Genomic DNA, 11,865 nt, shown 5'->3' on the forward strand with positions numbered 1-11,865 from the left:
CTTCAAATCCGGGCCCGACGTATGCCGAGACAAATGCTGAAAAACAGCAAATCCCCGACCACGGTGACCATACGTCCGATCACGATGGCGAGCACCAAGTCACTCGGCGGCACCAGCGTGCCAAGCAGAAATAGCAATACAGCCTCCCGTACGCCGACGCCTGCAGGTGCGCCTGGTGTTGCCAGCCCGATCAACCACGCCAGCACATAGGCGCCGCAAATGCCTGCTACGGGTAAATCGTCTGCGTGCGAGACCGCCGCCAGGATGGACCAAAAAACCAGGCTAGACACAGCGAGGAACAGTCCATGCAGTCCCCAGGCGGTGGTGAGGTGGTGGGAGACATAGCGCTTCAGCCCCCAGCCCAGCACAGCCATGGCTCCGCTAAAAAGCAGGAGGGCGCTCCATTCGGGCACAGCATGCGACAACAGAGGAAGCACCAAAATACCAAAGAATGCCCCTGCTGCAGCGAGCAAGCCCAACTCATAGAGGGTGGACTGGAGCAGGGGCCGTGCTGCCAAGCCTGCTGCCATGCCGATCGCCTGCCTGCCTGCGAACTGGAAGATATTGCCTGGAAGATACTTGGCCAGTTGGGAGACACCATAGGCGGAGGTGGCCCAATGCCAGTCCACCGATATCTGCAGAAAGGCGAGTATTCTCTGCCAAGCCACCGCCAGAAATACATTGGCCGCACCATAAATGCAGGCCAACAATGCCATCAGAAACCACTCAGGCGTCGAAAATCGATGGACATCGATTTGATCGGAGTACTGATAAAGCCGGGTAGCCATGAAGAATACGCCAGCCAAGCCCAGCGTACTTCCCAGAAGATGCAGATACCGTTTAAGAGATGGTTTCACCGGGGCTGACGAGGCGCTCAGGCCTTCTTGCATAGCAGCATGGTCCAAGGCAGCGGCTTGCGAATTTCCAGCACTTGAAAATACTCGCCTACCAAGCGTATGAAGGCCGGGCTGGACCAGTTCTGGATATGTCCTGGCGTATTTCCCAGGCTGCTCCAGTACTTCCCGCGAGCCATGTTCAGTGCACACCAGAGGGGCTCTCTGGGCACGCTGACAATGAGGTGGTTGGTGGTCACGCGCTGCAAGGCTGCCAGACCGGCCCGGGGGTCTTCAAGATGTTCGAGCACTTCGCAACAGACGATCAGATCGGCGCTGTCTTGACCGGGCTCGATCTCATAAATGCTGCGCAGTGCAAACATCGAGGGCGGCAATCCTCGCGCACGTGCATTGTCCTGTGCCAGCGCAATGACTTTTTCGGAGAAATCACTTCCTCGGGCATGGATGCCTTTCTGCTTCCAGTCCAGAGTCCAATAGCCTTCACCGCAGCCGATTTCATGGATCGTCTGGGGTGCAGCCTGGTGAACCAGCGTCGTCAAGGAACTGGAAAACCCCTCCATCAGCCAGCGCGCAATGGGATTTTTAGAGGCGTACTTGTCGTAATTGTTGCCAACGACAATGCCATCTTCCTGCAATCCTCCGGAAATTTTCATGCTCCACCCTTGATAGTCTGATCCTCAAATCTTCGTGAGAGATTGGCTATTGCCATTTTGTGATTTCAATTCCAAGCGCATCTCCTCCATCAGCTTTCGATTGGCAGCCAGCAAGTCCGCCAGAAAGGCCACCAGAAAGGTCTGGAAACCCATGCCCAGCAAGGCACCCGACAGAATTAGCGACTGGATATGCCCAGCACCGTCGCCACCCCAATATTTCCATAGGAAACGCAAGCCGATCAGGAGTCCGACGCCAAAAAGCGCCGAGCCGATCGTGACAAAAAACTTGAACGGCTGGTAGACGACGAAAATGCGGACAATGGTGATGATGCTGCGCTTGATGTAAGACGGAATGCTCTTCACCAGACGCGATGGACGCAGATCACCATTGACACGGATCGGCACCGAGGTGATGGCCATGTTCTTCTGTCCTGCCTGAATGATGGTTTCCAGGGTATAGGTATAGTCGTTGAATACCATCAGGCGCTGGGCCGCAGCCCGGCCTATGGCTCGGAAACCGCTGGGGGCATCGGGAATATCCGTCTTGCTGGCAACGCGTACCACCCAACTGCCCAGCTTCTGCAGCATTTTCTTGAGCGGTGAAAAATGCTCAATAGTCTCTATGGGGCGCGCACCGACCACGATATCGGCGGTTCCGGCCAGAATAGGGGCCGTAAGCGCCGGGATATCCTGGGCGTTGTACTGGTTGTCGGCGTCGGTGTTGACGATCACATCTGCACCCAGGCGCAGGCAGGCATCCAGCCCCGTCATGAAGCCGCGCGCCAATCCTTGATTGCGCGTATGCCGAACCACATGGTCTACGCCATTTTCAAGGGCGACCCGCACCGTGTCATCGGTGCTGCCGTCATCGATGATCAACCATTCCACGGTGTCGAAGCCAGGGACCTGGCGTGGCAGATCCTGCAAGGCGATGGCAAGAGTGCCTGCCTCGTTAAGGCAAGGAATTTGGATAATGAGCTTCACTAAATAATCTCTCTTTTGTCGTTTTCAAGCTTCCAATCATTGAGTTTCATTTCAAGGCTAATAAATTGATCACCATTTCGATGGTCAATGGGCTCATCAGTCAAAATATGAGTGGGACAATTAAATAAGGCAAGGGTAAATTGCCTTGCATAGCGATAGCCTGATTCGCTATCTTTGCAAGCATATATAGGTTCCACTCGGTAGCCATGTGGTTGATTTTCGATCCATTGACGAATCGAATCAAGAAGCGCCTCTTGTGCATGATCGGAATTATTTTTATTTATTAGTGCGGAAACGTTTATTAATAATTGCGGCTGATGCAGTGGGATTTCCATCGTTCGATTAATGGCCTGAGCTGCTTGCTTCAACTGGTCCATGTCGAGTGGGGGGGATATCGTTGCAATTTTTTTAATCAATGCCGACATGGAGGTCCTGGATTTTCCATGAAAGTCTTCAATGGCATTGGCATAGAGCTCCGCGCATGTGTGTGGGGCATGCTGAGTGCGGATGATCTGTTGTGCATATGCACCCAGCTGCAGTCGTCGCCGAGCATCGTGATGGAGCGTGGTCAGTGCTTGCACAAGCTGATCTTCGTCAAAAATGTCTGGAAGCTTCCATACACCTTCGTCAGGTAGATCTGCCATGCTTCCGTTTGCATTAACAATGGTTGCCAAGCCATAGTTCATGCAATCAAGTACTGCAGCAGATGTTTCCCCTCGTGAAAGTGTTCGAAGCTGCACACCTATGTCGGCGGCATGAAGATAGTTTTGAAACAGGACGGTGTTTGCCCAACCGGTAATTTTTATTTGCCTCTCATGCCCACTATCCGATATTGCCTGGCTTAGCGAAGCACCATATTGTCCGTCATCATTTTCACCTACAAAAACCAAAATGCAGCGCTGGTCTCGAGCTAGCGGAGAATGCAGCCAAGCTGAAAGAAGGCGGTGGTTGAGTTTGGTTGCTCCCATGAGGCCAAAGCTACATACTATAAATTGATCTGGTGAAAATCCTAGCGTGGCTCGTGCTGCTTGAGTGAGATCGCTGCTAGTTTCAACAGATTTGCGCAGAAGCGGGATCTTTTTCCAATCCTTACTGGCCTTTCGTCCATACCAATAGTTGGCTAGTTCACGGGAGTTCTGGGAGTGAGTAATAATTCCTTGAGAATTTCGTAAAATTGGTAAATTGCATGGATATTTCCATATCGTATCTGCAGTTTGCTTGGAAAATATTCGCTGCAAAACGGCGGCGTAGCCATGACTAGTGTAGAGATAGTCAATCCACATGCCAGGTTTGTTGCCTGTGCACTCCAAATGAGCGACAATTCCAGAGAGATAAAAATCATGCAAGACCACTATGCCTGGTACTTTTTCAAGTAGCTCAAACATATGCTGGTGATAACTGGAGTTCCCAAAGTGATAAAGGACTCGATCGAACTTGTCAGCATTGGAAAGTAACCAATCGACGCCATATTGATCGCAATTTTTATCAATCCAGGAGGAGCTCAATTTTTCTTGTGCAACAATGATATCTATATCATAATATTTCGCAAGCTCGGGCAGAAGTTCTGCACTGTAGTCTGCAATGCCACTACGCTCTGGAGGAAGCGGGGAAATATAGGCCAATCGCGGAAGACTGCTCGTTTTTCTGTTTATTTGATTTGCTAGGTGCGTTTTTTTATTTATATGACAGCGTTCCATAGCCGCAAGAGCTGATTTCGCACTTTTCTCCCAACTGAATGTGGCTGCTTGCTGCAGTGCATGCTGCTCTAATATATGTCGGAATTGTGCATCGACTAGCACTTTTCTCAGTTTTTCTGTAATGGCTTGATCATCTCGTGGATCAAATAATGCCTCTGAATGCCCAATGACCTCGGGTAGGCTTGAGCAATTGGCGCCAATAACAGCACGGCCGCAAGCCATCGCTTCAAGCGCTGGTAACCCAAAACCCTCGTGCCAAGATGGAAAAATAAATACTTTGCACAGATTGTACAAAGTCAAAAGATCTTCTTCTGGCACGAAGCCTGTGAGGACCAGTTCATCCGTAGTCAATGCATGTTGCTTGGCTAACGCTTCCAAGCGATTGCGATCTGCAGGCTGAATGGAGCACACAACAGCTAGCTGGTGCTGGCGACGGATATCGCTGGGCAATGCAGCGTAGGCGCGAATTAATCCCTCGATATTCTTGCGATGATCGATGCCGCCGGTATACATAACATAAGGCCGTGTTAAGCCATACTGGTTGCGCAGTGCTTGTTCAACTTCGGGTTGAATGTTCAAGGGGCGAAATTGTGGGTCCGCAGCTGTTGAAATATTGACGACGTGCTCGACTTCGGTGCCTAGATGATCAATGCTTTCTTGTCGTGATGAGCTGGAGATGGCAAGTTGTAGATCGGCTTGTTTCAAATAGTTCAGCTTGCGTGTATACCAGTTCTTGGTTATAGGGTTGTCAAGATATGGTTTTTGTAAAATAAATGGAATCAGGTCATAGAGAATGACGGCCGTAGGAATACCATGCTCTATATGATTAATGCTGGTGACAGCATCATCCACAAGTCCTTCAAATAGACTTGTTATGAGTATCATGTCCGGTTTTAGACTTGCGATAAAATTTTCACGCAAGATTTCCGATGATTTACGATCCCATTCATTTTTTGAAGTTGCTTCGGCTGTAGGGCCGGTTGGATGCCAAATTTTTATACATTCAACAGGGAGTAAGTCTTGGAAATCACGATGCATCTGCTCGATGCTGCCGCTGAAATGATTGTTTAAGACGAGAAAAACCTCATGTGTACCCCGGTGGCGCGCAATATTCTGCGCTAATGCTAGAGAGTAGCGGCCAATGCCTCGATGACGTGACCCTGTGGATTGTGCTCCCTGTATATCAATCACGATACGCATCAGTCGTGCCTTTCATTTTTTTGAAGGGCTGCGTGGAGTGCAGCATAAATATGGCGAGTACGAGGTGCAAGACTTGCCAAGGCTGGTGCAACTGGTCGCTGAGTTATGTGATCAATAGCGAAATCACCTGGGATGACACCACTGTGGCGTGCAACTCCATGTAGCTGTTGATGAAGAGCGGGGTATCGTAGTAGCCATTGATTGATTCGATGGCTTAGCTGCGGGCGACGCAGGACCGCTGCCATTAGAATTGATATTGGTCGCTGGCAAAGATTGATAGAATGCCGGATGACGAAATTTGCGGCACTTCGAAGCAATTGCAAGCGTATTGGAGAGTCTGTCTTCAATGGTTTGGCACTGCACAATGAAGCATTTTTTAGGTGTATCTGGTGTTCAATATTTAATTTTTTTACCCATTGCAACCAATGAGAGCGATCACCACCCAAATCATTGATCTTGGCTTCTAAATCTTTGAATTGATGGAGGATGGCATGCACTTTGTTGGCATATTCTTCTGCAAGGGCTTCGGCCGCCACGGCGCGCTGCTCCTCTTGCAGTGCCTTGGTTTCGGCAGAGATGGCTCTCTGTGTCTGTGCCTGTGTTTGTTGTTTAGCGACCAAGGTTTGAGCCGCTGCTACGTCGGCGCGCTGTAGGTTATGCTTGGTTTGATTTATCAGCTGATCTGCTTCTGCCTGTTTTCGTGCCAACTGCATTTGCATGTCGAGCAGCTTTTCCTGTAAAGATGAGATGCTTCCGACGGCTTCTGCTAACTCACTGGTGCGAGCATTAGCAAGTTGCTGACTAATAATGGCAATCTGCGAAGTGGCATCAACAAGCTTTTCTTGAATCAGCGTGGCCAAACTATCCTGGCTGCCAGCCATGTTATTGGTGCGTCCCTCTATAAGGGTGAGCCGTTGATCGAGGCTATCTAGTTGCTGCGCGAGTCGACTGTCATAGCGGTGAGTGAGTTGATTCAAGTCTAGCCCATAATGAGCATTGAAGGCTGTATCAAAATTGGCTAGCATCTCAGGCGTAGCAGCCTTCTGAGCTATGACGGCATAATCAGGGCTTACACCACTAAGAACTTCCAGCAAGCTGGTATCTGCGCGCGCTCGAAGCTCGCGATTCTCCTGTAGGCGGAGTGTTCCAACACGGGCATAGCCATGGAATTCGGGCAAAAAACTGAGTAGTGATGGCGGAATTGGGCGCTGATGGGTGGGGTCCAGGTAAAAATTGCGCGTCGCTACGACAATATTTTCCGGGTTCGGCGTCTCCATGATGAGCAAGCCACCTGGTTTCAACGCACGGTATGCTTCAATAACGACAGTTTGCAACTGCTCGAAAGAGATATGCTCAACTACGTGGAATGCAGTGATGACAGCTTGGCTACTATCCGTCAAAGTTTTAAGATGAGCAACTGCATCTCCTTGTTTGGCGGGCAGATCAAGGTCAAAGCATCCTTGTAGCATTCCTTCATCAAGATCTACGCCAAAAGGAGCCATGCCTAGCTCTTGCATGAGTTCCAACCATTCTCCTCTGCCGCAGCCAATATCAAATGTTGGGCAGTTTGGGTACAGAATGGAGAGTGGTTGAATAAATGAAAGATACTGCCTGCGCAGCTCCTTGATGACGCTGCGAGGGGCGTAGAAGCGCTCTTCAAATGCGCGATAAAAGCCGTTTAAACTCATCTTTGGCACTTCACTTGAGGCGGCAACCAATTTAGCCCAACAAATGGCACTCGGTCGATGTTAATAACGTTGAATATCAAGGCTAAATCTCGCCATTCATAATTGGCTGTGAGGTGGGTGTCCGCCATATGCAGGGCGGTGGAGACCGAATAGGAGCCTAGGCCTAGGTTGGCTGGAAACGAGAAATGAAGTGTGATTAGCTCTTCTGCTACAAGTTGCTTCAAGGCCAGACCTAAGTGGTGGGTGTTGGTGCCGAACACCTCCTGACCCAAGCGATCCTTGAGCATGTAGCCGAACACGAGTTCCGGCAGGTCCGCATGCAGGCGGATTTTTGCGCGCAACTGCACGGGCTCACCCACGTTCACATATTCGACAACCTCGCCTTTGCCGTTCAGCAATTCGATGGCTTCGATCCGTGCTTCGCCGGAACCGGATGTCGTCTGCGCACGGCCGTCCTGCAACTGCTTCACCTCGACGGTGGCATTCTCCTTTTCGGCGATCAGGGCGTTGTAGTAGTCCATGACCTCTTCCGGGCGGCCGTCCTTGATGACGAAGCCGCGCTCCAGCAGGATGGCGCGGTCGCACAGGCTCTGGATGGCGCCGCGGTCATGCGAGACGATGAGCAGGGTGGTGCCTTGTTCGCGGAACTCCCGGATCTTGTTGAAGCTCTTGTGCTGGAAGTAAGCGTCGCCTACCGACAGGGCTTCATCGACGATCAGTACGTCGGGTCGCACGGCGGTAGCGACGCTGAAGGCCAGGCGCATCTGCATGCCGCTGGAGTACATGCGCACCGGACGGTCGATGTAGTCGCCGATTTCGGCAAAGGCTTCGATCGCGGGCAAGCAGGCGGCGATTTCGTCCTGTCGCAGTCCCAGTAATTGTCCGGCCATGAACACGTTCTGCCGCCCGGTGAAGTCGGGGTGGAAGCCCATGCCCAGCTCCAGCAGCGCCGCCACACGGCCCTGGCTGGTTACCTGTCCTTGGGTGGGTTGTGTGGTTCCGGTGATGATCTTGAGCAGCGTGCTTTTGCCCGCACCGTTCACACCGATGATCCCCACGGCTTCGCCGGGCTGCACGGCAAAGTTAATGTCTCGCAGCACCCAGGTTTTCTCGTGGGTGATGCGGCGTGTAATCCACTCCCACGCACGGGCCCATTTGCTGGGGTAGCGCTTGTAGGCCTTGCCTATGTTGGTAACGGTCAGCGTACTCATCACAGCTCGTCCACCAGTTCGCCCACACGCGCCAGGAAAAAGCCCGCTCCCAGCAGCAGGAAGACCACGGTCAACGCGGCCAGTGGTAGCAGCGGGCCTATCGCTGGAGCTGTCTTGTCGAGAAAGATCTGCTGGTAGGCAGCCATCAGCGGCTGCATCGGATTCAAAGCCATGAGGCCGCGTACCTTCTCGGGCAGCGCCGGCAAGGTATAGACGATGGGGGTGAGCCAGAACCAGAACTGCAGCACCACGCCGGTGAGCTGCCCCACGTCGCGGAAGAACACATTGAGCGTGCCCAGGAAGATGCCCAGTCCCAGCGTGAACAGGATCTGCAGCGCCAGCAGCGGCACCAGAGCCAGCAATGCCATGCCGGGCCAATGGCCGATGAGGGCCAGGAAGACCAGGTACAGCGCGAAGACAATGCCGAAGTTGATCAGCGCCGACACCGTGACGATGGCGGGCAGGCAGATGCGCGGGAAGTTTGATTTCTTGATGAGGTTGCCGTGCTCCAGGAACACGTTGTTCAGCCGCCCCAGCATTTCGCCAAACAGGCCCCAGGTAATGACCCCAGCACAAAGGTAGATGCTGAACGCGAACGGGGTCTGCTCATGCCCTGGCAAGGTGTTGCGCATGAGCTGGCCGAACACCACCGTGTAGATGATGATCATGGTCAGCGGGTTGGCCACCGACCAGAAGGCGCCCAGCAGCGATTCGCGGTACTTGCCGTGGAACTCGCGCAGTACACTGCTCCAGACAAAGCTGCGGTATCTCCACAGGGCGTGGAGCATAGGTAATCCGGGAATGGTACTCACTTGGCTGTTTGCAGTATCGGCGCGCGGCCGTAGGTGTCTTCAAAACGGACGATGTCGTCTTCGCCCAGGTAGCTGCCCGACTGCACTTCGATGATTTCCAGCGGCACCTTGCCGGGATTGGCGAGGCGGTGCGCATGGCCCAGGGGAATGAAGGTGGACTCGTTCTCGCCCAGCAGGAAGGTCTGGTCGCCATTGGTCACTTCGGCCGTGCCCTTCACCACGATCCAGTGCTCGGCACGGTGGTGGTGCATTTGCAGGCTGAGCTTGGCGCCGGGATTGACCACGATGCGCTTGACCTGAAAGCGCTCGCCGCTGTCGATGCTGTCGTACCAGCCCCAGGGGCGATGCACTTTGCGGTGTGTGGAAGCCATGCTGCGCTTTTGCGCCTTCAGCTCGGCCACGATCTTCTTTACGTCCTGGGTTTTGCGCTTGTCCACCACCAGCACGGCATCGGCGGTCTCCACGACCACCAGATTGTCCACGCCCACGGTGGTGACGAGGCGGCTTTCCGAAAACAGCAGGCTGTCCTTGGTGTCTACCGCCAGCGTCTGGCCGGTGACGGCGTTGCCCTGAGCGTCGCGGGGCAGTACCTCCCACAGAGCATCCCAGGCGCCCAGGTCGGACCAGCCCGCGTCCAGTGGCACCACGCGGGCGGGAATGCCCAACTCTGGCCGGTTGGGCAGGTGCTCCATTACCGCGTAGTCGATGGAGTCTGCGGGGCAACTGGCAAAGGTCTCGCTGTGGGGGCGGATGAAGTCAAGGTCTTTGCTGCTCTGCGCAATCGCCGTCCGGCAGGCTTGCAGCATCTTAGGCTGCAGTGTTTCCATGGCTTTGAGCCACTGGTCGGCGCGCACCATGAAGAGGCCGCTGTTCCACAGGTAGCTGCCGCTGGCCACATAGGCCTGCGCCAGTTCCAGGCTGGGCTTTTCGGCAAAACTCTGGATGCCGAATGCAAAGCCGCCGTCCGTAGCGCCGGCTTTCTGGATATAGCCATAGCCGGTTTCGGGCCGGTCGGCCACGATGCCGAAGGTGACCATGGCGCCGTCCTTGGCCAGTTGCCAGGCGGCTTCCACGGCCTGGTGCAGTTGGGCAACCTTAGTCATGACATGGTCGGCGGGCATGGCCAGTAGGACGGCCTGCGGCTCAGCCACCAGCGCGGCCAGCGTCAGGGCCGGTGCAGTGTTGCGGCCCGTGGGCTCCAGCACCAGGCGGGCGCCGGCGATGCCCGAATCATGCAACTGCTGGGCGGCCAGGAAACGGTGCTCGGTGTTGCAGACCACGATGGGCGCGCCCTGCGGTATCTGCCTGGCCACCCCATTGAGCCGCCCGGCAGTGTCCTGCAGCATCGAGATGCCGTTGCCGCTGAGCGCCAGAAACTGCTTGGGATACTGTTCGCGCGAGAGGGGCCACAAGCGTGTGCCGCTGCCGCCGCACATGATGACGGGAGTGAGTTCAAACATGACAGGTGCTGTTCTTGCTGGTCTGTGTAAGGGCGAGGCAGTTATTTCGCCGCTTCGAGGATATGCAGCAGGTACTGGCCGTAGCCATTCTTCTTCAAGGGCTCTGCCAGTTTCTGCAGCTGCTCTGCGGCGATGAATCCCTTGCGGAAGGCGATTTCTTCAGGGCAGGCGATCTTCAGGCCCTGGCGTTTCTCGAGCACGGCAATGAACTGCCCGGCCTCCAGCAGGCTGTCGTGCGTGCCGGTATCCAGCCAGGCATAGCCGCGCTTCATGATCTGCACATTCAACTGGCCCTGCTGCAGATAGGCATCGTTGACGGCGGTGATCTCCAGCTCGCCACGGGCGCTGGGCTTGACGTTCTTGGCGATATCCACGACCTGGTTGTCGTAGAAATACAGCCCGGTAACGGCGTAGTTGCTCTGGGGTTTGGCGGGCTTTTCCTCGATGGAGACAGCCTTGCCCGCGCGGTCGAACGCCACGACGCCATAGCGTTCGGGATCATGCACGTGGTAGGCAAAGACGGAGGCGCCTTGCTGCTGCTGGTCGGCGCTGGCCAGCAGAGGCTCGAAGTCATGGCCATAGAAGATGTTGTCGCCCAGTACAAGCGAGCTGTGGGCGCCGTCGAGAAAATCCTCGCCGATCAGAAAGGCCTGGGCCAGGCCGTCGGGGCTGGGCTGCACGGCATATTGCAGGTTGATGCCCCACTGGCTGCCGTCGCCCAGCAGTTGCTGGAAGCGCGGCGTGTCCTGGGGAGTGCTGATGACGAGAATGTCGCGTATGCCCGCCAGCATCAGCGTGCTGAGCGGGTAGTAGATCATGGGCTTGTCGTACACCGGCAGCAATTGCTTGCTGATGGCCAGCGTGGCTGGGTGCAAGCGGGTGCCGGAGCCTCCGGCCAGGATGATGCCTTTGCGTGCTTTGGTCATGTGTTGTCCGAGGGGGATTTTTGTGGGGGCTGGACTGCGTCGGAGGCTTCCTTCAGATACAGCAGTGCCAGGCTTTGGGTGAGGCGGCGCACCTGCCGCTCGATGCGGGTGTTGACGATGTCGGAATGCAGCGCCTTGACGAAGAGGATGATGACGGCGCCCACCAGCAGCAGCGCGGGCGAATAGCGCACGCCCACCTGGTCCGACAGGTAGTCCATGACCCGGGGCCAAGCACCCAGGACTATCGCCACCAGCGCAATCACGAACCAGAACAGGCCATGGCGCACATTGAGATGATCCCGGGTGATCAGCAGCAGGATAACCGCCGCAAAACCGATGCCCAATATGGTGGTGGTGATTTGGTAGGAGGCCATGGATGA

Annotated in this window: 10 protein-coding genes; all 10 read right to left on the reverse strand. The window is 54.7% G+C overall.

Going from position 1 to position 11,865, the window contains the following annotated elements; translation table 11 throughout:
* Window positions 1-2 precede the first annotated feature (2 nt).
* From ACYVKR_RS16855 to ACYVKR_RS16900, 10 genes are read right to left on the reverse strand one after another with little or no spacing between them, the layout of a single operon-like run.
* A complete protein-coding gene (locus ACYVKR_RS16855; protein WP_460482094.1) occupies window positions 3-890 on the reverse strand; it encodes a hypothetical protein in 888 nt (295 codons plus the stop codon).
* Window positions 875-1,507 (reverse strand): class I SAM-dependent methyltransferase, encoded by a 633-nt coding sequence (locus ACYVKR_RS16860; protein WP_460482095.1) that lies wholly within the window; start codon window positions 1,505-1,507, stop codon window positions 875-877. Before ACYVKR_RS16860 ends, ACYVKR_RS16855 begins: the two co-directional genes overlap by 16 nt.
* 24 nt (window positions 1,508-1,531) lie before the next feature.
* Complete coding sequence (locus ACYVKR_RS16865; RefSeq protein ID WP_460482096.1) at window positions 1,532-2,491, reverse strand: glycosyltransferase family 2 protein; 960 nt, start codon at window positions 2,489-2,491, stop codon at window positions 1,532-1,534.
* On the reverse strand, window positions 2,491-5,388 hold the full coding sequence (locus ACYVKR_RS16870) for a glycosyltransferase family protein (protein ID WP_460482097.1): 2,898 nt from the start codon (window positions 5,386-5,388) through the stop codon (window positions 2,491-2,493). The genes ACYVKR_RS16865 and ACYVKR_RS16870 overlap by 1 nt, the downstream gene beginning before the upstream one ends.
* Window positions 5,388-7,076: a methyltransferase domain-containing protein gene (locus ACYVKR_RS16875; protein WP_460482098.1), complete on the reverse strand. Its 1,689-nt coding sequence runs from the start codon at window positions 7,074-7,076 to the stop codon at window positions 5,388-5,390. Before ACYVKR_RS16875 ends, ACYVKR_RS16870 begins: the two co-directional genes overlap by 1 nt.
* Window positions 7,073-8,287, reverse strand: a complete 1,215-nt coding sequence (locus ACYVKR_RS16880) for an ABC transporter ATP-binding protein (protein ID WP_460482099.1) — start codon at window positions 8,285-8,287, stop codon at window positions 7,073-7,075. The genes ACYVKR_RS16875 and ACYVKR_RS16880 overlap by 4 nt, the downstream gene beginning before the upstream one ends.
* The gene (locus tag ACYVKR_RS16885) at window positions 8,287-9,075 is read right to left on the reverse strand and encodes an ABC transporter permease (protein ID WP_460482100.1); all 789 of its coding nucleotides are present in this window, start codon (window positions 9,073-9,075) and stop codon (window positions 8,287-8,289) included. The genes ACYVKR_RS16880 and ACYVKR_RS16885 overlap by 1 nt, the downstream gene beginning before the upstream one ends.
* A gap of 20 nt (window positions 9,076-9,095) precedes the next feature.
* Window positions 9,096-10,559 (reverse strand): glycosyltransferase family protein, encoded by a 1,464-nt coding sequence (locus tag ACYVKR_RS16890; RefSeq protein WP_460482101.1) that lies wholly within the window; start codon window positions 10,557-10,559, stop codon window positions 9,096-9,098.
* A 41-nt stretch (window positions 10,560-10,600) separates the two neighbouring features.
* A complete protein-coding gene (gene rfbA / locus ACYVKR_RS16895) occupies window positions 10,601-11,485 on the reverse strand; it encodes a glucose-1-phosphate thymidylyltransferase (protein WP_460482102.1) in 885 nt (294 codons plus the stop codon).
* A complete protein-coding gene (locus tag ACYVKR_RS16900; protein WP_460482103.1) occupies window positions 11,482-11,859 on the reverse strand; it encodes a DUF2304 domain-containing protein in 378 nt (125 codons plus the stop codon). Before ACYVKR_RS16900 ends, rfbA begins: the two co-directional genes overlap by 4 nt.
* Between the last annotated feature and the right edge of the window lie 6 nt (window positions 11,860-11,865).

It is taken from the genome of Comamonas humi (genome assembly GCF_054782535.1).

What these genes read in the sequence shown, in the direction of transcription:
- ACYVKR_RS16855 (WP_460482094.1), bottom strand. Translation starts at nt 890, where the DNA reads ATGCAAGAAGGCCTGAGCGCCTCGTCAGCCCCGGTGAAACCATCTCTT.
- ACYVKR_RS16860 (WP_460482095.1), bottom strand. Translation starts at nt 1,507, where the DNA reads ATGAAAATTTCCGGAGGATTGCAGGAAGATGGCATTGTCGTTGGCAAC.
- ACYVKR_RS16870 (WP_460482097.1), bottom strand. Translation starts at nt 5,388, where the DNA reads ATGCGTATCGTGATTGATATACAGGGAGCACAATCCACAGGGTCACGT.
- ACYVKR_RS16875 (WP_460482098.1), bottom strand. Translation starts at nt 7,076, where the DNA reads ATGAGTTTAAACGGCTTTTATCGCGCATTTGAAGAGCGCTTCTACGCC.
- ACYVKR_RS16880 (WP_460482099.1), bottom strand. Translation starts at nt 8,287, where the DNA reads ATGAGTACGCTGACCGTTACCAACATAGGCAAGGCCTACAAGCGCTAC.
- ACYVKR_RS16885 (WP_460482100.1), bottom strand. Translation starts at nt 9,075, where the DNA reads ATGCTCCACGCCCTGTGGAGATACCGCAGCTTTGTCTGGAGCAGTGTA.
- ACYVKR_RS16890 (WP_460482101.1), bottom strand. Translation starts at nt 10,559, where the DNA reads ATGTTTGAACTCACTCCCGTCATCATGTGCGGCGGCAGCGGCACACGC.
- rfbA (WP_460482102.1), bottom strand. Translation starts at nt 11,485, where the DNA reads ATGACCAAAGCACGCAAAGGCATCATCCTGGCCGGAGGCTCCGGCACC.
- ACYVKR_RS16900 (WP_460482103.1), bottom strand. Translation starts at nt 11,859, where the DNA reads ATGGCCTCCTACCAAATCACCACCACCATATTGGGCATCGGTTTTGCG.